The 26,867-nt window shown below is 63.6% G+C and carries 30 protein-coding genes; 25 read left to right on the forward strand and 5 right to left on the reverse strand.

The genetic code is table 11. The features are described from left to right. The first annotated feature begins 74 nt into the window (after nucleotides 1–74). Nucleotides 75–674: a ribosome maturation factor RimM gene (gene rimM / locus NKI21_RS04210; protein ID WP_023811273.1), complete on the forward strand. Its 600-nt coding sequence runs from the start codon at nucleotides 75–77 to the stop codon at nucleotides 672–674. After that, nucleotides 671–1,375 (forward strand): tRNA (guanosine(37)-N1)-methyltransferase TrmD, encoded by a 705-nt coding sequence (gene trmD, locus NKI21_RS04215; RefSeq protein WP_352864620.1) that lies wholly within the window; start codon nucleotides 671–673, stop codon nucleotides 1,373–1,375. The genes rimM and trmD overlap by 4 nt, the downstream gene beginning before the upstream one ends. On the opposite strand, the gene NKI21_RS04220 is transcribed toward trmD, so the two are convergent. Next, a complete protein-coding gene (locus tag NKI21_RS04220) occupies nucleotides 1,357–2,109 on the reverse strand; it encodes a sulfite exporter TauE/SafE family protein (RefSeq protein ID WP_023811271.1) in 753 nt (250 codons plus the stop codon). The two genes, trmD and NKI21_RS04220, sit on opposite strands and share 19 nt — an antisense overlap. Nucleotides 2,110–2,437: 328 nt before the next feature. On the opposite strand from NKI21_RS04220, the gene rplS reads away from it, so the two are divergent. The 7 genes from rplS to leuC all read left to right on the forward strand — a co-directional run bounded on the left by rplS (nucleotide 2,438) and on the right by leuC (nucleotide 8,429). Further along, nucleotides 2,438–2,986: a 50S ribosomal protein L19 gene (gene rplS / locus NKI21_RS04225; protein WP_023811269.1), complete on the forward strand. Its 549-nt coding sequence runs from the start codon at nucleotides 2,438–2,440 to the stop codon at nucleotides 2,984–2,986. Nucleotides 2,987–3,126: 140 nt separating this feature from the next. Continuing rightward, entirely contained in the window at nucleotides 3,127–3,561 is a 435-nt protein-coding gene (locus NKI21_RS04230) for an organic hydroperoxide resistance protein (protein WP_023811268.1), read from the forward strand. Further along, nucleotides 3,558–4,061 carry a MarR family winged helix-turn-helix transcriptional regulator gene (locus NKI21_RS04235; RefSeq protein ID WP_023811267.1) on the forward strand — a complete coding sequence of 168 codons (504 nt, stop codon included), beginning with the start codon at nucleotides 3,558–3,560 and terminating at the stop codon, nucleotides 4,059–4,061. Before NKI21_RS04230 ends, NKI21_RS04235 begins: the two co-directional genes overlap by 4 nt. Before the next feature lie 176 nt (nucleotides 4,062–4,237). Continuing rightward, nucleotides 4,238–5,035: a transporter substrate-binding domain-containing protein gene (locus tag NKI21_RS04240; RefSeq protein WP_128304255.1), complete on the forward strand. Its 798-nt coding sequence runs from the start codon at nucleotides 4,238–4,240 to the stop codon at nucleotides 5,033–5,035. 210 nt (nucleotides 5,036–5,245) lie between these two features. Continuing rightward, nucleotides 5,246–6,058 (forward strand): amino acid ABC transporter permease, encoded by an 813-nt coding sequence (locus tag NKI21_RS04245; protein WP_352864624.1) that lies wholly within the window; start codon nucleotides 5,246–5,248, stop codon nucleotides 6,056–6,058. Nucleotides 6,059–6,112: 54 nt separating this feature from the next. Then, nucleotides 6,113–6,748, forward strand: coding sequence for a class I SAM-dependent DNA methyltransferase (locus tag NKI21_RS04250; RefSeq protein ID WP_128304252.1), 636 nt, complete (start codon nucleotides 6,113–6,115; stop codon nucleotides 6,746–6,748). Nucleotides 6,749–7,019: 271 nt separating this feature from the next. Further along, complete coding sequence (gene leuC, locus NKI21_RS04255; protein ID WP_023811262.1) at nucleotides 7,020–8,429, forward strand: 3-isopropylmalate dehydratase large subunit; 1,410 nt, start codon at nucleotides 7,020–7,022, stop codon at nucleotides 8,427–8,429. A gap of 39 nt (nucleotides 8,430–8,468) precedes the next feature. On the opposite strand, the gene NKI21_RS04260 is transcribed toward leuC, so the two are convergent. Beyond that, nucleotides 8,469–8,786, reverse strand: a complete 318-nt coding sequence (locus NKI21_RS04260; RefSeq protein WP_352442073.1) for a hypothetical protein — start codon at nucleotides 8,784–8,786, stop codon at nucleotides 8,469–8,471. A gap of 159 nt (nucleotides 8,787–8,945) precedes the next feature. Between NKI21_RS04260 and NKI21_RS04265 the strand changes: the two genes are divergently transcribed. Both NKI21_RS04265 and NKI21_RS04270 read left to right on the forward strand, forming a co-directional pair. Then, entirely contained in the window at nucleotides 8,946–10,142 is a 1,197-nt protein-coding gene (locus NKI21_RS04265) for a GGDEF domain-containing protein (protein ID WP_352555124.1), read from the forward strand. 75 nt (nucleotides 10,143–10,217) lie between these two features. After that, nucleotides 10,218–11,435 carry a GGDEF domain-containing protein gene (locus NKI21_RS04270; RefSeq protein WP_352864629.1) on the forward strand — a complete coding sequence of 406 codons (1,218 nt, stop codon included), beginning with the start codon at nucleotides 10,218–10,220 and terminating at the stop codon, nucleotides 11,433–11,435. A gap of 61 nt (nucleotides 11,436–11,496) precedes the next feature. Here NKI21_RS04270 and NKI21_RS04275 read toward each other — a convergent pair whose 3' ends face one another. Further along, on the reverse strand, nucleotides 11,497–11,859 hold the full coding sequence (locus tag NKI21_RS04275; protein WP_352793127.1) for a hypothetical protein: 363 nt from the start codon (nucleotides 11,857–11,859) through the stop codon (nucleotides 11,497–11,499). Between the two features lie 253 nt (nucleotides 11,860–12,112). On the opposite strand from NKI21_RS04275, the gene NKI21_RS04280 reads away from it, so the two are divergent. From NKI21_RS04280 to NKI21_RS04305, 6 genes are all read left to right on the forward strand, one after another. After that, nucleotides 12,113–12,541, forward strand: a complete 429-nt coding sequence (locus NKI21_RS04280; protein ID WP_352797772.1) for a hypothetical protein — start codon at nucleotides 12,113–12,115, stop codon at nucleotides 12,539–12,541. Nucleotides 12,542–12,801: 260 nt separating this feature from the next. Next, nucleotides 12,802–13,221, forward strand: coding sequence for a succinate dehydrogenase, cytochrome b556 subunit (gene sdhC, locus NKI21_RS04285; protein ID WP_352772616.1), 420 nt, complete (start codon nucleotides 12,802–12,804; stop codon nucleotides 13,219–13,221). Nucleotides 13,222–13,223: 2 nt separating this feature from the next. Then, entirely contained in the window at nucleotides 13,224–13,619 is a 396-nt protein-coding gene (gene sdhD / locus NKI21_RS04290; protein ID WP_352797769.1) for a succinate dehydrogenase, hydrophobic membrane anchor protein, read from the forward strand. 1 nt (nucleotide 13,620) lies between these two features. Further along, on the forward strand, nucleotides 13,621–15,456 hold the full coding sequence (sdhA, locus tag NKI21_RS04295) for a succinate dehydrogenase flavoprotein subunit (protein ID WP_352797766.1): 1,836 nt from the start codon (nucleotides 13,621–13,623) through the stop codon (nucleotides 15,454–15,456). A 9-nt stretch (nucleotides 15,457–15,465) separates the two neighbouring features. Next, complete coding sequence (locus tag NKI21_RS04300; protein ID WP_013528877.1) at nucleotides 15,466–16,245, forward strand: succinate dehydrogenase iron-sulfur subunit; 780 nt, start codon at nucleotides 15,466–15,468, stop codon at nucleotides 16,243–16,245. Between the two features lie 33 nt (nucleotides 16,246–16,278). Continuing rightward, a complete protein-coding gene (locus tag NKI21_RS04305) occupies nucleotides 16,279–16,908 on the forward strand; it encodes a YceH family protein (RefSeq protein WP_352442078.1) in 630 nt (209 codons plus the stop codon). 55 nt (nucleotides 16,909–16,963) lie between these two features. On the opposite strand, the gene NKI21_RS04310 is transcribed toward NKI21_RS04305, so the two are convergent. Further along, nucleotides 16,964–17,389 (reverse strand): OsmC family protein, encoded by a 426-nt coding sequence (locus tag NKI21_RS04310; RefSeq protein WP_352864633.1) that lies wholly within the window; start codon nucleotides 17,387–17,389, stop codon nucleotides 16,964–16,966. Between the two features lie 220 nt (nucleotides 17,390–17,609). On the opposite strand from NKI21_RS04310, the gene NKI21_RS04315 reads away from it, so the two are divergent. From NKI21_RS04315 to NKI21_RS04325, 3 genes are all read left to right on the forward strand, one after another. Next, the gene (locus NKI21_RS04315) at nucleotides 17,610–17,831 is read left to right on the forward strand and encodes a hypothetical protein (RefSeq protein ID WP_352864636.1); all 222 of its coding nucleotides are present in this window, start codon (nucleotides 17,610–17,612) and stop codon (nucleotides 17,829–17,831) included. Further along, entirely contained in the window at nucleotides 17,828–18,184 is a 357-nt protein-coding gene (locus NKI21_RS04320) for a YciI family protein (RefSeq protein ID WP_352864639.1), read from the forward strand. Before NKI21_RS04315 ends, NKI21_RS04320 begins: the two co-directional genes overlap by 4 nt. Before the next feature lie 140 nt (nucleotides 18,185–18,324). Next, nucleotides 18,325–18,852: a hypothetical protein gene (locus tag NKI21_RS04325; RefSeq protein ID WP_023811248.1), complete on the forward strand. Its 528-nt coding sequence runs from the start codon at nucleotides 18,325–18,327 to the stop codon at nucleotides 18,850–18,852. 240 nt (nucleotides 18,853–19,092) lie between these two features. Here the strand turns inward: NKI21_RS04325 and NKI21_RS04330 are convergent, their stop codons facing one another. Then, nucleotides 19,093–20,370, reverse strand: a complete 1,278-nt coding sequence (locus tag NKI21_RS04330; protein WP_352864899.1) for a ubiquinone biosynthesis hydroxylase — start codon at nucleotides 20,368–20,370, stop codon at nucleotides 19,093–19,095. Between the two features lie 97 nt (nucleotides 20,371–20,467). Here NKI21_RS04330 and tesB point away from each other — a divergent pair, with 97 nt between their 5' ends. The 5 genes from tesB (at nucleotide 20,468) to NKI21_RS04355 (ending at nucleotide 26,813) form a co-directional block, all read left to right on the forward strand. Further along, nucleotides 20,468–21,343 carry an acyl-CoA thioesterase II gene (tesB, locus tag NKI21_RS04335; protein WP_352442082.1) on the forward strand — a complete coding sequence of 292 codons (876 nt, stop codon included), beginning with the start codon at nucleotides 20,468–20,470 and terminating at the stop codon, nucleotides 21,341–21,343. A 217-nt stretch (nucleotides 21,344–21,560) separates the two neighbouring features. After that, the gene (locus tag NKI21_RS04340; protein WP_013528889.1) at nucleotides 21,561–21,899 is read left to right on the forward strand and encodes a P-II family nitrogen regulator; all 339 of its coding nucleotides are present in this window, start codon (nucleotides 21,561–21,563) and stop codon (nucleotides 21,897–21,899) included. A 31-nt stretch (nucleotides 21,900–21,930) separates the two neighbouring features. Next, a complete protein-coding gene (locus tag NKI21_RS04345; RefSeq protein ID WP_023811246.1) occupies nucleotides 21,931–23,352 on the forward strand; it encodes an ammonium transporter in 1,422 nt (473 codons plus the stop codon). 255 nt (nucleotides 23,353–23,607) lie between these two features. Next, the gene (locus tag NKI21_RS04350; RefSeq protein ID WP_013528891.1) at nucleotides 23,608–23,883 is read left to right on the forward strand and encodes a hypothetical protein; all 276 of its coding nucleotides are present in this window, start codon (nucleotides 23,608–23,610) and stop codon (nucleotides 23,881–23,883) included. Nucleotides 23,884–24,143: 260 nt separating this feature from the next. Continuing rightward, nucleotides 24,144–26,813 carry a DNA translocase FtsK gene (locus NKI21_RS04355; protein ID WP_352864644.1) on the forward strand — a complete coding sequence of 890 codons (2,670 nt, stop codon included), beginning with the start codon at nucleotides 24,144–24,146 and terminating at the stop codon, nucleotides 26,811–26,813. The last annotated feature ends 54 nt before the right edge of the window (nucleotides 26,814–26,867 follow it).

Here is a 26,867-nt window from a genome sequence, read left to right on the forward strand (position 1 = left end):
CCTTGGTGATTGGCTGAAATCTGCGCAGTCGCTTCGCGCCTGCTCCGCCCGTGGATGACGAAGGTAAAAGCGCCATGAGCAAGCCCCAGAACCCTGTCCAGATGGCCGTGATCGGCGCCGCCCATGGCATCAAGGGCGAATTGCGGGTGAAGACCTTCACCGGTGAACCGCTGGCGCTGGCCGACTACGGCCCGCTCTACGCCCGTGACGGCCGCGCCTTCCAGATCATCGACATCAGGCCCGCCAACACCGTCGTCGTGGTCCGCTTCAAGGGCGTTGCCGACCGCAACGCGGCCGAGGCGCTGGCCGGCACGGAGCTGTTCGTCGACCGTTCGATGCTGCCGGACGACGGCGAGGAAGACGAGTTCTACCATGCCGACCTCGTCGGCCTCGAAGTCCGCGACGACACGGGTGCCGTGCTTGGCAAGGTGGTCGCGGTGCACAATTTCGGCGGCGGCGACATTCTCGACGTGACGCTGGGCGGGCGCAAGGGCGTGCTGATCCCGTTCACACAGGCTGCCGTGCCACAAGTGTCGATCGCGGAGGGTTTCGTCCGCGTCGACCCGGCGGCGGCCGGACTTGTCGAGGACGAGGATGGCGACGGCCCGCGAGAGGAAGACTTCGATCCGAAGGGCAGGCCGCGCGGACCGAGCGATGCCGGGGGCAACCGGTGAGTTTTTCCGCTTCGGTGCTGACGCTTTACCCCGAGATGTTTCCCGGCGCGCTCGGCCTGTCGTTGGCCGGCCGGGCGCTCGAGGCCGGCACGTGGTCGCTGGAGGCGATCCAGATCCGTGACTTCGCCACCGACCGTCATCGCACCGTCGACGACACGCCAGCCGGCGGCGGCGCCGGCATGGTGATGCGCGCCGACGTGCTGGCGAAAGCCATCGACCACACGTCGCCGCCGGGCGACGCGCGGCCACGGCTGTTGATGAGCCCGCGCGGCAAACCGCTGACTCAGGCCCGCGTGCGCGAACTGGCCGCAGGACCGGGCGCGGTCATCGTCTGCGGCCGTTTCGAGGGCGTCGACCAGCGGGTGATCGACGCGCGGGGATTGGAGGAAGTCTCGATCGGCGACTACATCCTCTCGGGCGGCGAGCCGGCAGCGCTCGTTCTGCTCGATGCGGTGGTGCGGTTATTGCCGGGCGTGATGGGTAACGCGGTGTCGGGCGAGGAAGAAAGCTTTGAGAACGACCTGCTCGAACATCCGCACTATACGCGGCCGCAGGAGTTCGAGGGCCGCGAGATTCCCGAGGTGCTGATCTCGGGCAATCACAAGAAGATCGCCGCATGGCGGCGGGCGCAGTCGGAAGCGCTGACGAAAGAGCGGCGTCCTGATTTGTTGGGCGCCGCCGCTCAGCCTTTCCAAAAGTAATAGAAAGCCAGAAACAGGCCGACGGCGACGACGAAGCCGCGCACCGCGTTTTGCGGCACGCGCTTGGCGATCCAGACGCCGGCATAGCCGCCGAGCGCGCCGCCCGGGATCATGATGATCGCCTGCGGCCAGGCGACGACACCGCCCGAGACGAAGACGACGATCGCGACAGCGGCGATGACCATGGCCAGCATGTTCTTCAACGCGTTCAGCCGGTGATAGTCGCCGGCTTGGGTGAGGCCGAGCGTCGCCAGCATCATCACGCCCATGCCTGCGCCGAAGAAGCCGCCATAGATGGCGGTGAGAAACTGCGCCAGGGAGCCGGCGAGCGAGCCCACCGCCGCTTCATAGCCGGGCTTCGGCACCGGTTTCAGCCAGGGGCCGGCGGCGAACAGGGCTGTCGCGGCCAAGAGCAGCCACGGCACCAGAGCGCGAAACGAGGGATTGTCGAGCGCCAAAAGGATCAGAGCGCCGGCCAGTGCGCCCACGGCCGAGATCAGACACAGCATCAGCGCGCCGCGCCAGAAATGCCTGATATCGGCCGAGTAGGCGAGGGTCGAGGTGATGTAGCCTGGAAATTGCGTCACCGAGGAGGTGGCGTTGGCGACGATCGGCGGCAGGCCGACCAACGTCATGGCGCCGAATGTGATGAAGGTGCCGCCACCGGCGACCGCATTGGCGGCGCCTGACAGAAAGCCCGCCAGAAAGAGCAGGATGGCATCGAAGACAGACATGAATTGCGGCCGCTCAAAACTGTGTTATTTCAGGCTTAGAAAGCCTGAACGACCGGCGCAACCCGGCACGGCAGGATTACGATGGTGCCATGCGAGCAGAAAATGCGCTGCCAAGGCGTGACAAAGCGGCGAAATAGCTGTATGTGCCCGCCCGTACCGGCCAGAAAGAATCTGCCGGACCCGTCAACAATGACGGTGTAGTCGCCCCTGCCTGATGTTTCAAAGACAAATCTCTTGGAGACAAAGGGCATAGCCAAGCGGTCAATGGAACTGCAAGGCGAGTGTCGGACGCTCTGACTGTCGGAAGAACAAGAAGTGGACTTTTGAGATGGATATTCTCCGTCAGCTCGAGGCCGAACAGGCCGCCAAGATCGAAGCCAAGCGCAAGCTTCCCGAATTCCAGCCCGGCGACACCGTGCGCGTCCAGGTCCGCGTGACCGAAGGCACCCGCACCCGCGTCCAGGCCTATGAGGGCGTCGTCATCGCCCGCGCAGGCGCCGGCTTCCAGGAGAACTTCACGGTTCGCAAGATTTCCTACGGCGAAGGCGTCGAGCGCGTGTTCCCGGTCTACTCGCCGATGGTTGAAGGCGTTGAAATCGTTCGCCGCGGCAAGGTGCGTCGCGCCAAGCTCTACTACCTGCGCGATCGTCGCGGCAAATCGGCCCGTATTTCGGAAAACACCGGCGTGCGCGCCCGCAAGCTGAACGACGAGGAGCGCGATGCTCTGAACGCCGAGAAGGCCCGCATCGAGGCCGAGAAGGTGGCAGCCGCCGAGGCCCTGGCCGTCGAGAAGGCCGCTCAGGACGCCGCCGAGAAGAAGGCCGCCGCCGAGGCAGCTGAAGCCGCAAAGGCAGCCGAAGCAGCCACCGCCGAATAAGTTTTTCGGCGAGCAAGTTTGAAAAGGCGGCTTCGGCCGCCTTTTTTCGTTTCCGGGGGCTGGCTGGCGGAAAAGTCGGCGGTTGACTCGATTTACATCGTGTACTAAACAATCGTGCACGATTTAAATGGAGAAATGAAATGCCTGCATTGTATTCTACCCAAGCCCGCGCCGTCGGCGGCCGCGCCGGCCATGTCCAGAGCGATGATGGCTTGCTCAGCCTCGATCTTGCCATGCCCAAGGAGCTTGGCGGCAAAGGTGGCGCCACCAATCCCGAACAGCTTTTCGCCGCCGGCTATGCCGCCTGCTTCGAAAGCGCCATGCGCTTCATCGCCGGCAAGCAGAAACTGCCGCTGCAGGATGCCTCGGTGACGGCAAATGTCAGCCTGCACAGCAATGCGCAGGGCGGATTTGTGCTCGGCGTTTCGCTGGCAGCGGAAACAAAAGGTCTTGATCAGGCGGCGGCGGAAGCGCTTGTATCGGCGGCGCACCAGGTTTGCCCCTATTCCAACGCCATCAAGGGCAACATCGAGGTGGCGCTTTCGGCTAAGGCGCTTCCGGCAAAGGCAGCATGAACACAAAACAGACGGACGATACCACGCAGGCCTCGGCGGATTTCGCCGGGGTGCCGAAACTCGACGACCAAATCTGCTTCGCCCTCTATTCGGCTAGCGGGCTGATGACACGGCTCTACCGGCCGTTGCTCGAACCGCTCGGCCTCACCTATCCGCAATATCTGGCGATGATGGCGCTGTGGGAGCGAGCGCCACGCACGGTGGGTGGGCTCGGCGAGGTGCTGGGTCTCGATTCGGCGACGCTGACACCCCTGCTCAAACGGCTGGAGGCGGGCGGCTTCATCACCCGCCGGCGCGACGCTGCCGACGAGCGCCGGGTGCTTCTGGAGCTGACAGCCAAGGGACAGTCGCTACGCGGGCCCGCCAAAGACGTTGCTGTCCAGATACTCTGCCAATTTCCCCGCCTCAGCGCGGTCGAACTGGATGGCCTGCACCGCATCCTGGCCAAGCTCATTGCTGGGCTGCGCGAGACGGACGCCAAGGCACCGGCGGCTGACTGACCGCCGGCCAAGGCACGGATCTCCCGGAATCTTCCGATCGAGAGCATTGGAATCCGATTTCGCCCCAGGCGACACGGCAGAGCGTCTTGCATGACGCTTGCGGAAAGCTAAAGTCGGCGCCGGATTTTCCTGCAAGCCCGGCCATGCCCGGGTCATCAATTCCCGGGGAGTGTGTCATGACCAAATCGAAACTGCTGCTGGCGGGCCTGCTTGCCCTCGTCCTGGCACCCGTTGCCGCCTTCGCGCAGGCGCTGCCCGACCTCGGCGGCAAGAAGGTGGTGGTTGTGACCGAAAACGCCTATCCGCCGCTGCAGTTCATCGATGCCAAGACCGGCAAACAGATCGGCTGGGAATATGACGCGATGAACGAGATCGCCAAGCGGCTCAATTTCACGGTCGAGTACCAGAACACTTCCTGGGACGCGATGATCCAGGCGGTTTCCGACAACCAGTACAACATTGGCATGACCGGCATCACCATCAAGGACGACCGCAAGGAGAAGGTCGATTTCTCCGACCCCTATATGCGCTCGGAACAGTTCATGCTGGTGCGCGGCGATGAGAGCCGCTTCACCGACGCCAAGACCTTCGGCGCCTTCAAGGACGGGCTGGTCGGCGCGCAGGCCGGCACCACGCCCTTCTACACCGCCGTCTACAGCGTGCTCGACGGCAATGAGCAGAACCCGCGCATCAAACTGTTCGAGACGTTCGGCGCGACCGTGCAGGCACTGAAATCAGGCGACGTCGATGTTGTTTTGACCGATGGCACCGCCGGCAAAGGCTATGTCGACGCCTCCGAGGGCAAATTGAAGCTGATCGGGGGGCCGCTCGGTACCGAGGATTTTGGGTTTATCTTTCCGAAGGGTTCGGACCTGGTGAAGCCGGTCAACGCGGCCATCGCGGCGCTGAAGGCCGACGGCACCCTCGATGCGCTCAACAAGAAATGGTTTCTTGATTACAAGATGGGGCAGTAGTTCGCTGAACCTCACGCAGACACGGCGCTTGAACACCCCCCTCTGCCCTGCCGGGCATCTCCCCCGCAAGGGGGGAGATCAGCTGTCCGCCCTGCCTTCGCGTACCTCCAGCATTGAAGAAAAGGCGCGGGCATTGAAGCTGCCAATCTCCCTCCTTGCGGGGGAGATGGCCGGCAGGCCAGAGGGGGGTGCCTTGGCGCAATCCTTCTGATGCAGGTCCCTTGCTCTTCCTCCAAAGCCGACTTCCCCTGGTGGCTCGTCGTTGCCGTAACCCTCGCGATCGCGGTGGCCGTCTTCGTCGCCACCAGCAACCTCTATACCCAGGTGTTCGCCACGGTCGCCAAGGGCATCGGCGTCACCATCTTCGTCACCGCGATTGCCTTCGTGCTGGCTTCGGCCATGGGTCTCGGCATCGCGCTGATGGGAATGTCCGGCTCGCGCTGGCTGCGCCAGATCGCGCGCTTCTATGTCGAGATCATCCGCGGCGTGCCGATCCTGGTGCTGTTGTTCTGGATCGCCTTTGCCGGTGCACCGGCCTTCGTCGCGGCTTGGAACGCGCTGACCGCGCCGCTGCAAAGTGCCGGCCTGTTCGGCGAGCTTTTGGTGCGCGACGTGTCGCTGCTCTGGCGCGCCATCATGGCGCTGACCATCGGCTATTCGGCTTTCATCTCGGAGGTTTTCCGGGCCGGCATCCAGTCGGTGGAGAAGGGCCAGATCGAGGCGGCGAAGGCGCTTGGGCTGACCCGTGCTCAGCGCTTCCGGCTGATCGTGTTCCCACAGGCAATCCGCACCATCCTGCCGCCGCTCGGCAATGATTTCGTCGCGCTGGTCAAGGATTCCTCGCTGGTCTCGGTGCTCGGCGTCGCCGACATCACGCAGATGGGCAAGGTCTACGCCGCCGGCTCCTTTCGCTTCTTCGAGACCTATTCGATAACGGCCTACATCTATCTCATCCTGACCGTCGGACTGTCGCTGGCGCTCAGGGCGCTGGAGCGGCGGCTGCGCCGCCAGCACGAGGAATAGTTTTTCGGCGAAGACAGCATTACGATCCCCGAGCATTCCCGTTGAGGAGGTCCCATGATCGTCGACAAAGCCAATGCGGCGCTGGATTCCGTCTACACGGCCGACACGCCGGAAGCGCTTGAGGAGGCCTATGCCGCGTGGGCCGCGACCTATGACAGCGAGACCGCCTCGCTCGGCTACCTCCTGCCTTTCCTGATCACCGCCTGGGTGGCGCGCCATGTGCCGGCGGGCGATGGCCCCTTGCTCGATGCCGGCTGCGGCACTGGCCTGTCGGGACCGTCGCTGAAGGCGCTCGGTTACCGCGACATTGCGGGGCTGGACCTCTCGCACGATATGCTGAAGATCGCCGGCAGCCGCAATGCCTACAGCGAACTGAAGCAGGCAATGCTGGGCGACACGTTGCCATGGCCTGACGGCCACTTCCGCGCCTTCTTCTCGACCGGCGTGTTCACCATCAGCCATGCGCCGGCCTCTAGCCTGCACGAGTTGGTGCGCATCACCCGCAAGGGTGGCCATGCCATCTTCACCGTGCGTGACCAGGTGTTCGAAAGTGGCGGCTTTCAAGCCGTGTTCGATGAGCTGGAGCAAGCTGGGAAATGGCGACCGGTCGAGGAAAGCCCGTGGTTCCGCTGCTATGCGATCGCCGAGCCCGAAGCGCTGGTGAAGACGTTTGTGTTTGAAGTGATCTGAGCGGAGAGGTTTGGGTTCTGCGAAGACACGCCGCAATTGCCGAAAACCCAAAACATTGGTATGAGCCACGCCATGGAAGAGCTTTTTGGCGATCCGGCCTACAAGGGGTTCGTGCTGCAGGACAGGAAACGCCTGCCGTCGCGCTTTTCCGCGCGCGTGTCCGGGGCGCTGACCAGCCGACTACCCTAGGCCGACCTGTTCAGGTCGTTTTCGCCGGGCCGCAAGTCAGGCGTCTGCTCTTTCCCATTCTCATATCGACGGATTTACGCACATGAGCGCACCGCGCACCCTCTACGACAAGATTTTCGACGACCATGTCGTCGACCGCCAGGACGACGGCACCTGCCTGCTCTACATCGACCGCCACCTGGTCCATGAAGTGACCAGCCCGCAGGCCTTCGAAGGCCTGCGCATGACCGGCCGTAAAGTCCGACATCCGGAAAAGACGCTGGCCGTGGTCGATCACAATGTGTCGACCTCACCCGAGCGCAAGTTCGGCATCAAGAACGAGGAAAGCCGTATCCAGGTCGAGGCGCTGGCCAAGAACGCCAGGGATTTCGGCGTCGAATATTATTCCGAGAACGATATTCGCCAGGGCATCGTCCACATCATCGGTCCGGAGCAGGGCTTTACTCTGCCCGGCATGACCATCGTCTGCGGCGACAGCCACACCTCGACGCATGGCGCTTTCGGCGCGCTGGCGCATGGCATCGGCACGTCCGAGGTCGAGCATGTTCTGGCGACACAGACGCTGATCCAGCGCAAGGCCAAGAACATGCTGGTGCGTGTCGACGGCCAGCTGCCGCAGGGCGTCACCGCCAAGGACATCATCCTAGCTATCATCGGCGAGATCGGCACCGCCGGCGGCACCGGCTATGTCATCGAATATGCCGGCGAGGCGATCCGTGCCCTGTCGATGGAAGGCCGCATGACGATCTGCAACATGTCGATCGAAGGCGGTGCGCGCGCCGGCCTTATCGCCGCCGACGAGACGACCTTCGCCTATGTCAAGGACAAGCCGCGCGCGCCGAAGGGCGCGTCCTGGGATGCGGCACTCGAATACTGGAAGACGCTGCAGTCTGACGAGGGCGCGCATTTCGACAAGGTGATCGTGCTCGACGCGGCCAAGCTGCCGCCGATCGTCTCCTGGGGCTCGTCGCCCGAGGATGTGGTGTCGGTGCAAGGCATCGTGCCGAACCCGGACGACATCGCCGATGAAAACAAGCGCACCTCCAAGCAGCGCGCGCTCGACTATATGGGGCTGACGCCGGGCACCAAGATCACCGACATCACGCTCGATCGCGTCTTCATCGGTTCCTGCACCAATGGCCGCATCGAGGATCTGCGCGCCGTCGCCAAGGTGGTCGAAGGCAAGACGGTCAGCCCGCATGTCGATGCGATGATCGTGCCGGGTTCCGGCCTGGTCAAGGAACAGGCGGAAGCCGAAGGTCTCGACAAGATCTTCCTCGCCGCCGGTTTCGACTGGCGCGAGCCGGGCTGTTCGATGTGCCTGGCGATGAACGACGACCGGCTGAAGCCGCATGAACGCTGCGCCTCGACCTCGAACCGCAATTTCGAGGGCCGGCAAGGGTTCAAGGGCCGCACCCATCTGGTGTCGCCGGCGATGGCGGCCGCGGCGGCGATTGCCGGCCACTTCGTCGACATCCGGGAGTGGAAGTAACCCGGATTTGAACAGAACCCGAGCCGCGCCCGGCTCGGGTCAGCTCTTTCCGTCGCGGCGGACGAGTTCGTGGAACTCCTCGCGGCGTCCCGGCTGTTCGGCCGCGACCACAAGCGCAAGCTGTTGTTCCTCGAAGAGCTTGAACCATTCGTCCCATTCGACGAGCTCATAACCTCCCGCATTGAGCGGCCGTTCAGGCTGGTCCTGGTCCTGATAGGCATGCTGGCCGAAGACCAGCCTCAACATGGGCTGCGTCCCCGCCTCCGGCGATATGTCGACGATTGCGGGAAAGCCGGCGCGCCCGGCAGCCCATGAGCGGATCGCATCGTGGTTGGTCAGTGTGATTGTGTCGGCCATGGGTCGCTCCAGATTGTGAACGGAGGAACGCTGACCGGAGACTGCGGTTCCCTGACATTATTTTGAGGCGGCGGTCCTGCTTGCCGCATGGCTTAACCGCTTGTTTGGGCTTGCCCTCTAAGCTCTTCCCTGACGTAAGCTAGGGGAAGTCACAGTCGGTTGGACACGGGTCTGCTCATTGCGCTGCTCAACCCGACGATCGCGCTGGCGCTCGGCGCGGCGTTCCTTGTGCTATGGTCCTATCAGCGCCACCGCCCCTATCTGGCCGTTCTGGCGATCAGCTACAGTCTCTCGGCGGCTGGCTTCCTGCTCCAGTATTTCACCTTGCCCATCGGGATGCCGCTGACCAAGCTTACGTCGAACATCTGCTTCACCATCGCTGCCTGCTGCCTGTCCAGCGCCGTCATCCACCGTTATGGCCGCAAGGTGCCCTCTGTGGGGATCGCCGTGTTGGCGGGCGGCGGCCTGGCGTCGTTATGCTGGTTCCTGTTCGTCGCGCCGGATCTCACCTGGCGCATCCTGGCGATGAATTTCGCATTCGGCGGCATCAGCCTTCTGGTTGCCGCCGAACTGCGCCCGGTACGCAACAACGGCCCGACCGAAAAAATCCTGTTCGTGCTGTCGCTGCTGTCGGGCGTCAATTTCTTCGTGCGCACCCTTGCCGTCGTCATCGCGCATGGGCCCTTCGCCAGCTATGACGGGTTCTATGGCTCGTCCTACTGGACGACGGCGCTGCTGTCGCACGCGCTGCTCTCGCTGCTCATCGCGCTGTGCCTGTTTTCCGCCGCGGCACTCGACGTGTTGAAGGCATTGAAGACCGAGACCTATACCGACCCCCTGTCGGGCCTGCTCAACCGGCGTGGCTTCGAGGAGCGAGGCATGCTGCTCTTGCAGCACTGCGCCTCGGCCCGGTTCCCGGTCGCGCTAGTGCTGGCCGACCTCGATCATTTCAAGGCGCTCAACGATGTGCATGGGCATGGGGCGGGCGATCGGGTGATCGCCGACTTCGCCGCCAAGCTTCGGTCGGCGGCCGGCGCGCGCGGTGTTGCCGGGCGTATCGGCGGCGAGGAATTCGCGGTGCTGCTGCCCCTCAGCGATCTTGCGGCGGCGCGGCTGTTCGCCGAAGCGGTGCGCACCGTCTATTCGGCCGGCCATGTCGACGGGCTTCCCCCAGGAACGAAGGTGACGGCAAGCTTCGGCGTGGCGGCCCGCAGCGGTGGCGAGGCGCTGGAGCCGCTGATGCGCCGTGCCGACGATGCGCTCTACAAAGCCAAGAAGAACGGCCGCGACAGCGTACGCCTGTCCTATGAGCGGCCGGAAACGGCGTTCCTGCCGGAGCCGCTCAAGACCGGCTGAATCTGTCCGGGCGGGACGGCGTTAACGTCTTCTTCGCCCGTCGATGATTAGCTGTCGGCGCGGGTGCGGGAGAACATGAGCGGCGCCAACTTCATCCTGTTGATCAATCTGTCGGTTGCCGGCCTGCTGGCGGCATCCTTCATGGCGGTCGCCTTCCACGATGTCGGCCGGGCGCCGGCGCGCTGGCTGGCATTTGGCTATCTGCTAGGCATGGCCTATTCGGCCATCGAATTCTCCATTCCCGCTTTTTCCGACGCGCGGCTCCCGGTCGTTGCCGCCTTCGCGGTCTTCCTTGGCGCCACCATTGCGTTCAATGGCGGGCTTGCCCGCAAATACGGCGTGGCGCCGCCCTGGAAGCCGATGCTGTTTTTCCTGTTGGCCACCACCATAGCCGTGTATTTCGTGCAGGACCTGCCTCGCCAGTCGCTGATCCGCATCATGGCTTACCAGCTTCCCTATGCGGTCATGCAGTTCATCGGGTTGGCCATCGTCTGGTCATCGAGGCAAAAGCTTGCCCGTCTCGATCGCATATTGATGGCCGTGCTGGCGGCGAGCGGCCTGCAGTTTGCCTCCAAGCCGTTCATCGCGCATGCGCTCGGCGGCTGGGGCGCCAATCCGCAGGCCTATCTGCAAAGCAACTACGCGCTGGTGTCGCAATCGCTCGGCACTGTCTTTGCGCTGGCGCTGGCGCTGCTGATGCTGGCCATCCTGGTTCGCGACGTGCTTGCCGAAGTGACGTCGAAGTCGGAGACGGACACGCTTTCGCGCCTGCTCAACCGCGGCGGCTTCACCCGCCATGCCGAGCTGGCGGTGCTTGGCGCGATGCGGCAAGGCGTGCCGGTCGCGCTGGTCATTGCCGATCTCGATCATTTCAAGAGCGTCAACGACAGTTTCGGCCATGCGTCAGGCGACCGGGTGATCGAGACTTTTGCAGGCTTCCTGCGCGAAGCCGCCGCCGCGCATCACATTGCCGGCCGCATCGGCGGCGAGGAGTTCGCCATCATCCTGCCGGGAACCAACCTTGCCGCAGCGCGGCTGTTCGCCGAGGGCACGCGCAGCGCCTTTGGCGGGCTGCCCATCGACGGGCTGCCGGCTGACAACCGCTGCACCGCGAGCTTCGGCGTCGCCGAACTTGATCCGAGCGAAGACTTTGCCGATCTGATGCGGCGCGCCGACCAGGCGCTCTATCAGGCGAAGAATGCCGGGCGCGATTGCGTGCGCGTCTCCGCCGGGCCTGCCGGCAATTGGTCGTCAGCCGGAATGGAAGCCAGAGCAATTTCAGGAAAAGTGTGAAACGGTTTTCCCGGGAAAGCGCATGGCGCTTTCCCTTGGAAATTGCGTCCTAACAAAGGGTCTAGCGGCAGGGGCTGAGCTCGGGCATCTCGCCGTCGGAGAGACCGTACATATAGGAGCGGCCCTTCACCAGCACCGGCGGCCGGTAGCAATCGCTGTATCCGCTGATCTCGTCGGCTTCGTTCTCGTAGATCACCTTGGGCTGGCCGGCGCTGGTGTAGTCGGATAGCTGCTTGGCCAGCCTGCCTTCGCCGACGATGATGCGCTTGTAGCCGGCGGCGCTGTCGACGACGAGGTTGCCGAAGGAATCAGCGTAGACACGATCCTGATGCCGGGCGCCGGCGAGCGCTGGCGCTGCAAGGCCAACGACCGAGGCCGCTACGATGAGCGCCGCAAGGCGCGATCTGCCCGAATTCGAACGCATGGCGTCCTCCGTGTCTTGAGGGAAAGCCTCCTCGAATCAGAAATTAACGTTTTCTTAACCTTTGTTAAGAGGCCGGGGCGTTTGGCGGCAATGTCTCGGTAAACATGGTTAATATCCGACTGGATGGAAAACCCGTTGGCCATCATTCGGCCATGCTCGGCCGCACCATCGCGGCTGGTGTCCGTCTCGGCGTCGGGATGACCTTGATCTTGGCAAAGCATCGCGGCTGGTTTGCCGCGCGGGAGGACAGCATATGACGCTACGCCGGCCGAATTGGGTGTCCGTTTTCCCGTTGCTCGGGGTCGTCGCTGGCTGTGTGCCACAGGACAGCGCGCCGAAGGCGGCCAATACCGTCGTCGTCTCACCTGCGCCGGCTCAGCAGTCCGTCGAAGCCGCGGCGCCTCCGGCAGCTGCAATCAAGATCATCACCGACCTTACCGCGCCGCGATCCGGCATAGGCGCGGCCACCTACAGATGCGGCAACAACGGTATGATTTCCATCCAAAATCTTGGCACGTCGTTGCGTGTGGTCGGGTCCGACGGCGCGACCGAGGAGTTTGCGGCGTCGCCCGCCAACCAGACCAGCCGCTACCAGACGGCCACGCATGACGCAATCGTGATCGACGGACGCGAGGCGCTGGTGATGAAGAAGGGGTCGACGCCGCAGACCTGCAAACGCTAGCGCCAATCTCAACATCGCTGGGCCCTTGGGCCAGACATGTTGCACTGCAGCGATATCGAGCCGGCTTCAGGCCTCCCGGCCTAATCGATTGAAGCTCCAGCAGGCCTTTTAGTCAGACTAAATTACGTTTTCGAAACGGTTTTCTGGCTTTGACGCGGTGCAAAAAGAGCATTAGAAACCGGCTGTCCGAAGTCGCAACCGGAAGCGGCAATGCCGCATTTCCACCTGAGGCTCCAGAGAGACGCCGAACTGGGGGAGCCATGAGCAAATCACCAGCCACCCGCGAATTTGCCAGACGTGAACGGCCGATTTCGCCGCACCTCACCGTGTACCGGCCGCCGATCACCATGACGATGTCGATCATTCACCGCATCACCGGTGGTGCGCTGTATTTCGGCACGCTGCTGGTCGCCCTGTGGCTGATGGCGGCGGCAAGCTCGCAGACGACGTTCGATTGGGCCAATTGGGCCTTCGGCACCTGGCTCGGCCGGCTCATCCTGTTCGGCTACACCTGGGCGCTGATGCACCATATGCTGGGTGGCGTGCGCCATCTGGTCTGGGACACCGGCGCGGGTCTGGAGAAGCATACCGCCTCGAAGATCGCCTGGGCGACGCTGGCCGGCTCGATCCTGCTCACGCTGCTGATCTGGATCGCCGGCATTATGGCGCGGGGAGCCTGACCATGAGCGGCAAAAACACCGACATGCGCACGCCGCTGGCGAGGGTCCGCGGCCTCGGCTCCGCCCGCGAAGGCACCGGGCATTTCTGGCGCCAACGCCTCACCGCGATCGCCAACATCCCGCTGATCCTGTTCTTCGTCGGCTTCCTGATCGCGCTCAACGGCGCCGACTACGCACATGTGCGGGCAGCTCTTGCCAACCCGTTCGTGGCGCTGGTGATGGCCCTGGTGCTCATCTCCGGGCTCATCCATATGCGGATCGGCATGCAGGTGATCATCGAGGATTACGTGCATGGCGAAGGCATGAAGCTGGCGCTGATCGCGCTCAATACATTTTTCACCATAGCGGTCGGCGTCGCCTCAATCTTCGCCCTGCTCAAGCTGGCATTCGGAGGCTGAGTTGGCCAAGGACGCGAAACAAGCCAACAGCGCTGGCTACACTTATGTCGACCACAAGTTCGACGTGGTGGTCGTTGGCGCCGGCGGCGCCGGCCTGCGCGCCACGCTCGGCATGGCCGAACAGGGCCTGCGCACCGCCTGCATCAGCAAGGTGTTCCCGACCCGCTCGCACACGGTGGCGGCGCAAGGCGGCATTGCCGCCTCGCTGTCCAACATGGGTCCCGATTCCTGGCAGTGGCACATGTACGACACCGTCAAGGGCTCGGACTGGCTGGGCGATGTCGACGCCATGGAATATCTGGTGCGCGAAGCGCCGGCCGCGGTCTACGAACTCGAACATTACGGCGTGCCGTTTTCGCGCACCGAAGAGGGCAAGATCTACCAGCGGCCGTTCGGCGGCCACATGATGAACTATGGCGAAGGCCCGCCGGTGCAGCGCACCTGTGCCGCCGCCGACCGCACCGGCCATGCCATCCTGCACACGCTTTACGGCCAGTCGCTGAAGAACAACGCGCAGTTCTTCATCGAGTATTTCGCGCTCGACCTGATCATGGAGCCGGACGGCACCTGCACCGGCGTTCTCGCCTGGAATCTGGATGACGGCACCATCCACCGCTTCTCGGCCAAAATGGTGGTGCTGGCGACCGGCGGCTATGGCCGCACCTATTTTTCGGCCACCTCGGCGCACACCTGCACCGGCGACGGCGGCGGCATGGCAGCGCGTGCCGGCTTTCCGCTGCAGGACATGGAGTTCGTGCAATTCCACCCGACCGGCATCTATGGCGCCGGCTGCCTGATCACCGAGGGCGCGCGCGGCGAGGGCGGCTATCTCGTCAATTCCGAGGGCGAGCGCTTCATGGAGCGCTATGCGCCGTCCGCCAAGGACCTTGCCTCGCGCGACGTCGTCTCGCGCTGCATGACGCTGGAAATCCGCGAGGGTCGCGGCGTCGGCAAGAACAAGGACCACATCTTCCTGCATCTCGACCATCTCGATCCCGCCGTCCTGCATGAGCGGCTGCCGGGCATTTCGGAATCGGCCAAGATCTTTGCCGGTGTCGATCTGACCAAGGAGCCGATCCCGGTGCTTCCCACGGTCCACTACAATATGGGCGGCGTGCCGACCAATTACTGGGGCGAGGTGCTCAATCCGACGGCACTCAATCCAGACCAGGTGTCGCCCGGGTTGATGGCTGTCGGCGAAGCCGGCTGCGCCTCCGTGCATGGTGCCAATCGGCTCGGTTCGAATTCGCTGATCGATCTTGTGGTGTTCGGCCGCGCGGCCGCGATCCGCGCCGGCCAGGTCATCGACCGCAAGTCGGCGATCCCTTCGCCCAACGAAGCCTCGGTCGAAAAGATCATGGACCGCTTCGACCGGCTGCGCCACGCCAATGGCTCGACGCCGACGGCCAGCTTGCGTGAAAAGATGCAGAAGGCGATGCAGGAAGACGCGGCCGTATTCCGCACGCAGGAGTCCCTCGAAAACGGCTGCAAGCGCATTTCGCAGATCTGGGGCGAGTTGAAGGACATCAAAGTGTCCGACCGCTCGATGATCTGGAACTCCGATCTGGTCGAGACGCTGGAGCTGGAAAACCTGATGGCCAATGCCATCACCACGGTCTACAGCGCCGAGGCGCGCAAGGAGAGCCGTGGCGCGCACGCACGCGAGGACTTTTCGGCGCGCGACGACGCGGTCTGGCGCAAGCATACGTTGGCCAGGCTGAGCGAAGACGGCAAGGTGGCACTCTCCTACCGGCCGGTGCACACCGAGCCGCAGCTGGCTGAAAAGGACGGCGGCATCAGCCTCGCCAAGATCGCGCCCAAGGCCAGAGTGTATTGAGGATCGAACATGGTTGAACTCACGCTCCCCAAGAATTCGCAGATCAAGCCGGGGAAGACCTGGCCGAAGCCGGAGGGCGCCACCAATCTGCGGGAATACCGCATCTACCGCTGGTCGCCGGACGATGACGAGAACCCGCGCATCGACACCTATTTCGTCGACATGGACGATTGCGGTCCAATGGTGCTCGACGCGCTGCTGTGGATCAAGAACAAGATCGACCCGACGCTGACCTTGCGGCGTTCCTGCCGCGAAGGCATTTGCGGCTCCTGCGCCATGAACATCGACGGTTCCAACACGCTCGCCTGCACCAAGGGCTGCGACGACATTTCCGGCGCGGTAAAAGTCTACCCGCTGCCGCATATGCAGGTGGTCAAAGACCTGGTGCCCGATCTCACCAACTTCTACGCCCAGCACGCCTCGATCCAGCCCTGGCTGAAGACGGTATCGCCGGAGCCGGCCAAGGAGTGGCTGCAAAGCCATGAGGACCGCGAGAAGCTCGACGGGCTCTACGAGTGCATTTTGTGCGCCTGCTGCTCGACCTCGTGCCCGAGCTATTGGTGGAACGGCGACCGCTATCTCGGCCCGGCAACGCTTCTGCAGGCCTATCGCTGGCTGATCGATAGCCGCGACGAGGCCACCGGTGAGCGGCTCGACAACCTCGAAGACCCGTTCCGGCTCTATCGCTGCCACACCATCATGAACTGCGCGCAGACCTGCCCCAAGGGCCTCAACCCGGCCAAGGCGATCGCCGAGATCAAGAAGATGATGGTGGAGAGAAGGGTTTAGGCGGTTGGTCGGTTGCCGGCGAAAGCAAATCCAATGAGCGATGACCTTCCCATCCTTTCCCCGGTAGAAGCCCGTGTGCTCGGCTGCCTGATCGAGAAGAAGGAGCTGACGCCGGATGTCTATCCGCTGACGCTGAATTCAGCACTGGCCGCCGCAAACCAGAAGACGGCGCGCGAGCCGGTGATGGCGCTGGAACAGGCCGAGGTGCACCGGGGGCTGAAGCTGCTGGAACAAAAGGGTCTGGTGCGGCAGATGTTCGGTTCGCGTGTCGAGCGCTACGAGCACCAGATGGCGCAGCGCTTCTCGCTGACCACGCCGCAGACCGCTTTGATCGGCCTGCTGTTGCTGCGCGGGCCGCAGACGGCCCATGAATTGTCGGCGCGCACTGAGCGCATGGCACGGTTTTCGTCGATCGAAGATCTGCGCGCCGAGCTCGATATGCTGATCGGTCGTCGGCCGCCACTCATCCAGGAAATCCCGCGAGGACCGGGCCAGCGCGAGGACCGCTACGTGCATCTGCTGAGCGGCCCGGTGGACGTTGCAGCACTTTCAGCGCAGCGGAGTGCATCGGCCCTGCCTGCTTCCGACCTGGAGGCCCGGCTAAACGCACTGGAGCAGGAAGTCGCCGCACTTCGCGCCCGGCTGGACGCGCTGGGAGCATAGGTCCCGGCGCGCGCCTGGGCGTTCGCGCCGGGTCTTCACACTGGATGCAGCGTTTTCAGCCGAGCCTGGCATCAAGCGATAGGTTTATGGCGCCGAGCGCCTTCGAGACCGGGCATCCGGCCTTGGCCTTCTCGGCCAGCTCCGTGAATTTCGCCGCATCGATGCCGGGCACCTTGCCGACCACGGTGAGTGCGCTCCCGGTGATCCCCGTGCCGGGAACCAGCGTCACCACGGCCTTGGTGTCGAGTTCGGCGGCGGGGGTGCCGTTCTCGGCCAGGAAATGCGAAAACTGCATGGCAAAGCAGCCGGCGTGCGCGGCGGCGATCAGTTCTTCCGGATTGGTGCCGGATTTGCCGCTTTCGTCCTCGAAGCGTGCCTTGAACGAATAGGGCGTGCCTTTCAGGGTCCCGCTCTGGGTGTCGAGCGTGCCTGTGCCCCCTTTCAGATCGCCTTTCCAGATGGCGTTTGCGGTGCGGTCCATGAATTCCTCCTTGTTACAGCGGTGGCGCCGGCCAGGCGGCGTTCCTCCCAACTATAGCGCGGGCGCGAGGGAAGGCCACCGCGCTGTTTGTGCGCGCATGCAGCGCCGGCGGACCGCGCCGAATCTTTTTTGAAAGAATGTGCGTGGAAAAATGTCGACTTGCATCGGCCCCGACCGTCCTGCGGGCGACCACGGATTCTCGTGGCGGATGGAGGTTCGGATGAACAATCTGTTTTCTGCTCATTGGACAAGCACCGGCCGAAGGGCTGATCTAGGGGAACGCGACCCGCTGCATGTGCCGCCCTCCGGCTTCGGCCGGCTGCTTGCGGCAGTTGCCATTATCGGCATTGCGATCAGCCTTCTCGATCATGTTGCTGCCGGCAAGGACTCAACCGATATCGTGATCGCCTATGGTTGGTCACAGCAAGGGAGCTGGAAATGAGATATGTCTGTCTGGTCTATGGCGAGGAAAAAGACCTCCATGCCATGACGCCGGAGCGTCTGGCCAAGCTCGATGCCGATTCCATGGCTCACGACCGGTCATTGGATCGGCGTGGGATGCTGATCGTCGCACAGGCGCTCCAATCGGTGAAGACGTCGAAGACGCTGCAGCGACGCCAGGGCAAGCGGCTGATCACCGACGGCCCGTTCGCCGAAACCAAGGAGCAGTTGCTCGGCTTCGTCATGATCGAGGCGGACAATCTCGACCAGGCGCTGGAGATCGCTGGCGAGATCCCGCTGGCCGAAATAGGCACCATCGAGGTGCGGGCGATCTACGATGTGCCGGGGTCATAGCCCCCGCCATGTGCTACAGCCACGCGGAAACCAAGACATTCGACTGAACTATCGTCCTGGTTCATTTCGTGCGCAACTTTTGCGTGTTGAAGCAAGGCGAGAGTTCTCCTATCGTCGCCGGGGTTCTTGGGGATTTCGACATGCCTTTCCTGATTGCTATCCTTGGCGTGATGGGCGCGGCGGCGTTCTGGTGGTATCGGATGAAGGCAATGAACGACGCGGCTCGTGAGGTTGCGGACGTTGTCGGGCGCGTACAGGGCAACATCCGCCGCAAGAAGCTGCGCAAGCAGGCGGCGCTGTCGCCGCTGACGGCGATCGATGATCCGGTCGTAGCGGCGGCTACGCTGATCACGTCAATCGTCTCCGAGGATGGGCCCATCCTGCCGCAGCGCGAGGCCGTCATCCGCGCGGTGATTTCCGAGATCGCCGACAAGAAGAAAACGGACGAAGCGGTGGTCTACGCCAAATGGGCGGCGTCACAGATCGACGACACCACAATCGTCATCGACAAGCTGGCGCCGTTCCTGCGCGAGCGTCTGGATGTCGCCGAGCGAAACGATCTGCTGCAGATGGTCAACCGCGCCGCCCAGGGCGGCGAGAAACGCCTCGAAATATCCGACCAGAGGATATTGCGGCTGCGGCAAAAGCTGGGTTTTGAGGTCAATTGATCGCATACCTTGGCGATTGGCGGAAACGCCCATCGCTTTCGTCATCCTGGGGCGGAGCAAGGAGCGAAGCGACGCGGCGCAGACCCCGGGATCCATGCCGCGACTCAAACGCGTCACCACGGTGCAGAATTCTGCTCCGCTGCATTCTTCAGCCAAGGTCGCGGCATGGATCCTTGGGTCTTCGCTCCGCTTCGCGTCGCTACGCTCAAGGATGACGACGTTGGGGATGCTGGCGGCGGGTCAAATCGCCTCGCCCTTCAACAGTCTTGGCGTGCCGGCGGACAGTCCCGACGCCTGGCGGATGAAGAATTCCTTCAGGCGCGGCATGCGTTCGACGAGGCCGAGGCCGATGTCGCGGACGGTGCGCAGCGGGCCGATATCGTTGGAAAACAGCCGGTTCAGCGCGTCGGTGGTGACACCCATCTGCACCGTGTCGAAGCGGCGCCACTGCTGGTAGCGCTCGAGCACGTCGAGCGCTCCGATATCCTGGCCGAGCCGGTCGGCCTCGACGATCACCTCGGCAAGGGCTGCGACATCCTTGAAGCCGAGATTGAGGCCCTGGCCGGCGATCGGGTGGATGCCGTGGGCGGCATCGCCGGCGAGCGCGATGCGGGGTGCGACGAAGGCACGCGCAATGGTCAAGCCGAGCGGCCAGGCGCGCGGCTTGTCGGCGGCGCGGATCTCGCCAAGCTTCAGGCCAAAGCGCTGTTCGAGTTCGTGTTCGAAGAGGAGATCGTCACCGGCCACCAGCTTCTCGGCGTCGGGCGTAGGTTCGACCCAGACGATCGACGAGCGGTTGGTGCCGTCCTCGCCGGGCTTGAGCGGCAATGTGGCGAAGGGGCCAGCCGGCAGGAAATGCTCTTCGGCGCGACCATTGTGCGGGCGTTCATGCGCCACCGTGCAGACGATGCCGGACTGGCCATATTCCCACTTCACCGTCTTGATGCCGGCCATGTCGCGCAGCTTCGAGTTGACGCCGTCGGCGGCGACCAGCAGCCGGGCCTTCAGCGTAGCGCCGTCGGCGAGATGCACGGTGATACCGGCGCCGTTGGTCTCGAACCCCTGCACGGCGACGCCTTCGATGATGTCGATCCCGAGTTTTTCGGCACTGGCCCGCAAGGCGCCGTTCAGCACCCTGTTGGCGACCATATGCGCAAAAGGCTCGCCCGGCGCCACTTCGCCGTCGAAGGTCAGGAAGACCGGACGCACCGGATCGGCGGTGCGCGAATCGGTGATAATCATCTCGGTGATCGCCTGCGCCTGGGGCACGATCTCGGCCCACACGCCGAGCTGGTCGAGCATGCGGCAGGCGGCGGCGGCAATGGCCGAGGCGCGGCCATCCCTTTGCCAGGCGCCGGCAGGTGCGGCATCGACGAGAGCGATGGCTAGACCCGGTCGCGCCTGCTTCAGCGATACGGCGGCGGCCAGGCCGACATAGCCGGCGCCGGCGACCAGGACATCGAGCCCAGATCTTGTTTTCGCGTTTGCCCCGGTTTTCGTGTCCGCCTTGCGTTCCATCATCTTCGCTCCTGCGCGCCGCCGGGCCCTGCACCCTTGACTGCCTGTCCGTCCTGTCGGAAACCGCCATAACACTTCTACGACGAGGGCGCGAAATATGACGGCAGCCATGGACGAGCTTCTCGGCATTCTCGACCTCGAGAAGCTGGAACACAATCTGTATCGTGGTCGCAGCCCGTTGCTCGACTGGCAGCGCGTGTTCGGCGGCCAGACCATCGCCCAGGCGCTCGTGGCGGCGCAGCGGACAGTGGATCCCGATCGGTACGTGCATTCGCTGCACGGCTATTTCATGCGGCCCGGCGACACCAAGGTGCCGATCGTCTACGAGGTCGACCGTATTCGCGACGGCGGCTCCTTCACCACGCGGCGCGTGGTGGCGGTCCAGCACGGCCAGGCGATCTTTTCGCTCGAAGCCTCGTTCCAGCAGGACGAGGTCGGTCTCGAGCACCAGGTGCCGATGCCGCAGGACGTTCCGGGGCCGGACACATTGCTGTCGCAACGCGAATTGCTGGGCAAATTCGGCGAGGCGGTGCCCGATGGCATCAAACGCTACTGGGAGCGCGACCGGCCGATCGAGATGAAACCGGTGATGCTGAAGCATTACACCAGCCGCGAAAAGCTGGAGCCGAAGCAGAATATCTGGATCCGCACCACCGGTCCGGTGCCGGCGGACCGCGCCATCCAGGCGGCGGTGCTCGCCTATCTCTCCGACATGACGCTGCTCGACACATCGACCTTCGCGCATGGCCGCGCCATTTTCGATCGCGATATCCAGGCGGCGAGCCTCGACCACGCCATGTGGTTTCATCGCAGCCATGCGCTCGACGACTGGATGCTCTATACGCAGGACAGCCCGTCGACACAGGGGTCGCGCGGCTTTACACGCGGGTCGCTATTTGCCCGCGACGGCACGCTGATCGCCTCGGTTGCGCAGGAAGGGCTGATCCGGCTCAAGCGACCGCCTGCAGAGTAGGCATTTTTCAAAATTTGCCCAATTTTTAAGCAGATGCATCGCCGCAGCTATCAACAGGTTGCGTCGGAACGCTCCTCAATCTCTTTGTTTACAATGGGTTAACACACTGCTTCCGCACTTGGCACGGAGCTTGAATCCTCGTGGGCACTCTCCGGCTTTTTAGGATCGGTGAAGGTGTGCAAACGCGGGGGACCGCAACAGCGAAGGGTGAAACCTTATGAAAATTGTGATGGCAATCATCAAGCCGTTCAAGCTCGACGAGGTACGCGAAGCGCTTACCGCCGTCGGCATCCAGGGCCTGACCGTCACCGAAGTCAAAGGCTACGGGCGTCAGAAAGGGCATACGGAGATCTATCGCGGGGCGGAATACGCGGTCAGCTTCCTGCCGAAGATCAAGATCGAAGTCGCGGTCAGTGCCGACATGGTCGACAAGGCCGTCGAAGCCATCACCGCAGCCGCCAAGACCGGCCAGATCGGCGACGGCAAGATCTTCGTTTTCGGCATCGATCAGGCGGTGCGCATCCGCACCGGCGAAACAGACACCGACGCGCTCTGAGCGGCGATCACGTATTCCAATGGAGAGTTCAATGAATATTCCTTCCACCTTGAAGTCAGCGGCGCGCTCCGCGCTGCTCGGCTCGTTCGCGCTCGGAGCATTGGGCACGGTCGCCGCATTCGCGCAGGAAGCGGCTCCCGCCGCGGCCGCAGCAGCGCCAGCTTTCACCGTCGACAAGGGCGACACCACGTGGATGATGGTTTCCACCGTTCTGGTGCTGTTGATGACGGTTCCCGGTCTTGCGCTTTTCTACGGCGGCCTGGTTCGCAGCAAGAACATGCTGTCGGTGCTGATGCAGGTCTTCACCATCACCAGCGTGGTCATGATCATCTGGGTTTTCTACGGCTACAGCCTCGCCTTCACCCCGGGCAACGCCTTCGTCGGCGGCCTTTCCAAGATGTTTCTCTCCGGCGTCGATGTGACGACCCTGTCGGAGACCTTCACCAAGGGTGTCGCCATTCCTGAACTGGTGTTCGTCGTCTTCCAGATGACCTTCGCCTGCATCACGCCGGCCCTGATCGTCGGCGCCTTCGCCGAACGCGTCAAATTCTCCGCTTTGATCCTTTTCGTCATCCTGTGGGTCACTTTCATCTACTTCCCGATCGCTCATATGGTCTGGTTCTGGGGCGGCCCGAGCGCTTATAGCGATCCGACGGGCCTCATCTTCAGCTTCGGCGCTATCGACTTCGCCGGCGGCACGGTCGTTCACATCAATGCGGGCATTGCCGGCCTCGTCGGCGCGCTCATGATCGGCAAGCGCAGCGGCTACAAGAAGGATCTCATGGCGCCGCACTCGATGACGCTGACCATGGTCGGTGCTTCGCTGCTGTGGGTCGGCTGGTTTGGCTTCAACGCCGGTTCGAACCTTGAAGCGAACGCCTATGCGGTGCTGGCCATGATCAATACCTTCGTCGCCACGGCGGCGGCGGCGGTCACCTGGATCGTGCTTGAATCGCTGCTGCGCGGCAAAGCCTCCATGCTTGGTGCTGTTTCGGGTGCGGTGACCGGCCTCGTCGCCGTCACGCCTGCTGCCGGCTTTGCCGGCCCGATGGGCGCCATCGTGCTCGGCATCGTCGCGACCTTCGTCTGCTACTTCTTCGTCTCGGTGGTGAAGAACGCGTTCGACTACGACGACAGCCTTGATGTCTTCGGCGTCCACTGCATCGGCGGCATCATCGGCGCGCTCGGCACAGGCATCCTGGTCAATCCTGCCCTCGGTGGCGCCGGCATTGTCGACTATTCGACGGCCGACTTTGCTGCCGGCTATGCCGGCACGGCCACACAACTCCTGGCGCAGGCCAAGGGTGTCCTGGTGACCCTGTTGTGGTCGGGTATCGGCAGCGCCATCCTCTACAAGATCGTCGACCTGATCATCGGCCTGCGTCCGACAGCCGACGCAGAGCGCGAAGGCCTCGACCTCACCTCGCATGGCGAAGCGGCCTATCACTCGTAAGCCCTGTGCGAGGCGGCCTCGGCCGCCCCGCATTCTCCCATCCCGTCGTGACGCTCCCGAAAGGAGTTCACGCATTGAGGCCCGGATCATGTCCGGGCCTCTTTTTTTGGCAAGCCGTTCCGGCAATGCCCGGCTTCACGCAATCACGTTCGGGTGATCAGGTTTTTTGAGGAAACAACGACCGCTCTGGTTCCGAACAGTGGAGGCGATCGTCGTTCTGACGCTCGTGCCAACAACAGGGAAGGAAACCATCTCATGAACCTCAAGAACATCTGCCTCGGAGCGCTTGCTCTTTCCATGATCGGCGGCGTGGCTTTTGCCGGTGCTCTGGATGAGCCCGACAACATGGCGCCGTTCTTCACGGACTCCGGCATGAAAACCATGAAGCCGATGGCGGATTTCAAGACAGCCTTCATGGCCATGCCGATGGAAAAGCAGGAAGCGATGAAGAAGGAATGCCAGGATGCGGCGATGAGCAAGCCGCATGCGGAATTCTGCGCCAATGTGCAGGCGCTCGGCGGCGCCAACTGATTTGCCGCGATCGGGCCGAGACCCGATCTTTGTTCCAGACGACCAATGGCGGGCTGCCAGCCCGCCATTGTGTCGTTCGATGGAAGCTCCATCGGCCCGTCGTCCATCATTGCCTCGAGCGGCTCAACCGGCGGTAAGAGGTTTGATCATCTCAACCTCTTATAGTTAATGCGCCCTTAACCTTCCCACCGATAGTCTGAGACCCGAATCTGCCGGAATGCGCCACGCACCCGGCGAGTCCACGACAGACGGGGAAGAGCATGCGTTCAGGGGCTTCAGCACCGCTCGCGCTGACCGATACGGGGCACGGCATCCAGGCGTTCGCACGGCGTCAGGTCGGGCGGCTGGTCGGCGTCGGCCTGTTCGCGCTGGCCGCCTTTGGCGTTGCCAGCCTTGCCACCTGGAATGTCGCCGATCCGAGTTTTTCCCACGCGACGAACAACACCGTCACCAATGCCATGGGCTATGCGGGTGCCGTGTTCTCCGACCTGGCCATGCAGTTCTTCGGCCTCGCCGCCGTCGCGGCCCTGGTTCCGACGGTCATCTGGGGCTTCCTGCTGTTTTCCGCGCGCGGTGTCGACAGGCTGCCCAAGCGCGGGCTGACCTGGTTCGGCTTCGCGCTGCTGGCCGCGGCGATGGTCGGCTGCGTTGTGCCGCCCAAGACCTGGCCGCTGCCCACGGGCCTCGGCGGTGTGTTTGGCGACATGGTGCTGAAGATCCCCGGCGTCGTCATCGGCGGCTATCCGACCGGGCTGATCGCCAGCATCATCGCCATCCTGCTGTCCGCTCCCGCGCTGTGGCTCTTTGCCCATGGCTCGGCGCTGATCGGACGCAAGAACGGCTTCGCCGTCATGGAGGACGAGCCCGCCGCCGATCCGCGCGAGGACGACCTTTTGTTCGACAATGACGAGGACGAAGGCGACGAGGGTATCCTGGCGCTCGGCGCAATCACCCATTGGTGGCTGTCGCTGCGCGCGTGGATGCACCGCCGTGCCTTGCGCCGCAGGCAGGAGCGGGACGAGTACGAGCCGGAGATGGAGCAGCGCTCCACAGCCTGGCGGCGCGCCGCCGAACGGGTCGAATCGGCGGAGTTTGCCGAGCAGCGGATGAGCCAGGATGGCCGCGCCCGCGTCGAACCCGAATTCTTCGCCGCCATGGTCAATGACCGCAGCGCCTCGCTCGACCCCGACGATGCCGATATCTTCGACGACCGCTTCGACAATGCGGGCGAGGATGCCGATTTCGACGATGAACCTGTCGTGCAACGCCGCGGCGCGTCGACCGCCAAGGTACAGCCGTTCCGCTCCGACGCAGCCACCCGCGTCGAGGCACCGGCGGCGCGCCCCGTGCCCGGCGCCCGTGTGCAGCGCGAGGCGCAGACATCGCTGATCGGCTCGGAAAAATTCGAAATGCCGTCGCTACACTTCCTCTCCGAACCGAAGAACGTGGTGCGCGACGCCAGCCTGTCCAAGGACGCGCTGGAACAGAACGCCCGCCTGCTCGAAGGCGTGCTGGAGGACTTCGGCGTCAAGGGCGAGATCATCGCCGTCCGTCCTGGCCCGGTGGTCACGCTCTATGAGCTCGAACCGGCGCCCGGCATCAAATCGTCACGCGTCATCGGCCTGTCCGACGACATCGCGCGCTCAATGAGCGCCATCGCCTGCCGCGTCGCGGTGGTGCCAGGCCGCAACGCCATCGGCATCGAACTGCCGAACGCCAAGCGCGAAACCGTCTATCTCAGAGAGATCCTGGCCAGCCGTGACTTCGAGACGACGAAGGCCAAGCTGGCGCTGGCGCTGGGCAAGACCATCAATGGCGAGGCGGTCATCGTCGACATTGCCAAGATGCCGCACGTGCTTGTCGCCGGCACCACCGGCTCGGGCAAGTCGGTCGCCATCAACACCATGATCCTGTCGCTGCTCTACCGGCTGACGCCGCAGGACTGCCGGCTGATCATGATCGATCCGAAAATGCTGGAACTCTCGGTCTATGACGGCATCCCGCATCTGCTCACGCCCGTCGTCACCGATCCGAAAAAGGCCGTGGTGGCGCTGAAATGGACCGTGCGCGAGATGGAGGACCGCTACCGCAAGATGTCCAAGGTCGGCGTGCGCAACATCGACGGCTTCAACGCCCGCGTCAGCCAGGCGGACAAGAAGGGCGAGAAGATCTCACGCACCGTGCAGACCGGCTTCGACCGCCAGACCGGCGAGGCGATCTACGAGACCGAGAACCTCGATCTCGAGCCGATGCCGTATATCGTCGTCATCATCGATGAGATGGCCGACCTGATGATGGTCGCCGGCAAGGACATCGAAGGTGCCGTGCAGCGCCTGGCGCAGATGGCGCGCGCCGCCGGCATCCATGTCATCATGGCGACGCAGCGGCCGTCGGTCGACGTCATCACCGGCACCATCAAGGCCAATTTCCCGACCCGCATCTCCTTCCAGGTGACGTCCAAGATCGACAGCCGCACCATTCTGGGTGAGCAGGGCGCCGAGCAGCTGCTCGGCATGGGCGACATGCTCTACATGGCCGGCGGCGGTCGTATCCAGCGCGTGCACGGCCCGTTCGTCGCCGATGAAGAGGTCGAGAAGATCGTCGCGCACCTGAAGCTGCAGGGCGTGCCGGAATATCTCGACGCCATCACCGAGGATGACGGCGAGGACGACGACGAGCCGTCGGGCAAGGGTGGGTCCGGTGGCGGCAACAGCAATTTCGAGGATTCCGACGATCCTTACGATCAGGCGGTCTCCGTGGTGCTGCGCGATGGCAAGGCCTCGACCAGCTATATCCAGCGCCGGCTGGGCATCGGCTACAACCGCGCCGCCTCGATCATCGAGAAGATGGAAAAGGAAGGTATCGTCGGCCCGGCCAACCATGCCGGCAAGCGCGAGATCCTGGTGCCGACCGAAGAGGACAAGTTCTGACCAGAAAGGCTGACCCTTGTGACATCCCGGTCCGGCAACCTTGAACCTTTCAAG

The organism is Mesorhizobium sp. M0715, from assembly GCF_040320355.1.
Lineage (GTDB): Bacteria > Pseudomonadota > Alphaproteobacteria > Rhizobiales > Rhizobiaceae > Mesorhizobium.

Bases quoted from the DNA above. Each gene is read 5' to 3' on its own strand.
- rimM (WP_023811273.1), top strand. From the start codon at position 75: ATGAGCAAGCCCCAGAACCCTGTCCAGATGGCCGTGATCGGCGCCGCC.
- NKI21_RS04220 (WP_023811271.1), bottom strand. From the start codon at position 2,109: ATGTCTGTCTTCGATGCCATCCTGCTCTTTCTGGCGGGCTTTCTGTCA.
- rplS (WP_023811269.1), top strand. From the start codon at position 2,438: ATGGATATTCTCCGTCAGCTCGAGGCCGAACAGGCCGCCAAGATCGAA.
- NKI21_RS04230 (WP_023811268.1), top strand. From the start codon at position 3,127: ATGCCTGCATTGTATTCTACCCAAGCCCGCGCCGTCGGCGGCCGCGCC.
- NKI21_RS04235 (WP_023811267.1), top strand. From the start codon at position 3,558: ATGAACACAAAACAGACGGACGATACCACGCAGGCCTCGGCGGATTTC.
- NKI21_RS04240 (WP_128304255.1), top strand. From the start codon at position 4,238: ATGACCAAATCGAAACTGCTGCTGGCGGGCCTGCTTGCCCTCGTCCTG.
- NKI21_RS04245 (WP_352864624.1), top strand. From the start codon at position 5,246: ATGCAGGTCCCTTGCTCTTCCTCCAAAGCCGACTTCCCCTGGTGGCTC.
- NKI21_RS04250 (WP_128304252.1), top strand. From the start codon at position 6,113: ATGATCGTCGACAAAGCCAATGCGGCGCTGGATTCCGTCTACACGGCC.
- leuC (WP_023811262.1), top strand. From the start codon at position 7,020: ATGAGCGCACCGCGCACCCTCTACGACAAGATTTTCGACGACCATGTC.
- NKI21_RS04260 (WP_352442073.1), bottom strand. From the start codon at position 8,786: ATGGCCGACACAATCACACTGACCAACCACGATGCGATCCGCTCATGG.
- NKI21_RS04270 (WP_352864629.1), top strand. From the start codon at position 10,218: ATGAGCGGCGCCAACTTCATCCTGTTGATCAATCTGTCGGTTGCCGGC.
- NKI21_RS04275 (WP_352793127.1), bottom strand. From the start codon at position 11,859: ATGCGTTCGAATTCGGGCAGATCGCGCCTTGCGGCGCTCATCGTAGCG.
- NKI21_RS04280 (WP_352797772.1), top strand. From the start codon at position 12,113: ATGACGCTACGCCGGCCGAATTGGGTGTCCGTTTTCCCGTTGCTCGGG.
- sdhC (WP_352772616.1), top strand. From the start codon at position 12,802: ATGAGCAAATCACCAGCCACCCGCGAATTTGCCAGACGTGAACGGCCG.
- sdhD (WP_352797769.1), top strand. From the start codon at position 13,224: ATGAGCGGCAAAAACACCGACATGCGCACGCCGCTGGCGAGGGTCCGC.
- NKI21_RS04300 (WP_013528877.1), top strand. From the start codon at position 15,466: ATGGTTGAACTCACGCTCCCCAAGAATTCGCAGATCAAGCCGGGGAAG.
- NKI21_RS04305 (WP_352442078.1), top strand. From the start codon at position 16,279: ATGAGCGATGACCTTCCCATCCTTTCCCCGGTAGAAGCCCGTGTGCTC.
- NKI21_RS04310 (WP_352864633.1), bottom strand. From the start codon at position 17,389: ATGGACCGCACCGCAAACGCCATCTGGAAAGGCGATCTGAAAGGGGGC.
- NKI21_RS04315 (WP_352864636.1), top strand. From the start codon at position 17,610: ATGAACAATCTGTTTTCTGCTCATTGGACAAGCACCGGCCGAAGGGCT.
- NKI21_RS04320 (WP_352864639.1), top strand. From the start codon at position 17,828: ATGAGATATGTCTGTCTGGTCTATGGCGAGGAAAAAGACCTCCATGCC.
- NKI21_RS04325 (WP_023811248.1), top strand. From the start codon at position 18,325: ATGCCTTTCCTGATTGCTATCCTTGGCGTGATGGGCGCGGCGGCGTTC.
- NKI21_RS04330 (WP_352864899.1), bottom strand. From the start codon at position 20,370: ATGGAACGCAAGGCGGACACGAAAACCGGGGCAAACGCGAAAACAAGA.
- tesB (WP_352442082.1), top strand. From the start codon at position 20,468: ATGACGGCAGCCATGGACGAGCTTCTCGGCATTCTCGACCTCGAGAAG.
- NKI21_RS04340 (WP_013528889.1), top strand. From the start codon at position 21,561: ATGAAAATTGTGATGGCAATCATCAAGCCGTTCAAGCTCGACGAGGTA.
- NKI21_RS04345 (WP_023811246.1), top strand. From the start codon at position 21,931: ATGAATATTCCTTCCACCTTGAAGTCAGCGGCGCGCTCCGCGCTGCTC.
- NKI21_RS04350 (WP_013528891.1), top strand. From the start codon at position 23,608: ATGAACCTCAAGAACATCTGCCTCGGAGCGCTTGCTCTTTCCATGATC.
- NKI21_RS04355 (WP_352864644.1), top strand. From the start codon at position 24,144: ATGCGTTCAGGGGCTTCAGCACCGCTCGCGCTGACCGATACGGGGCAC.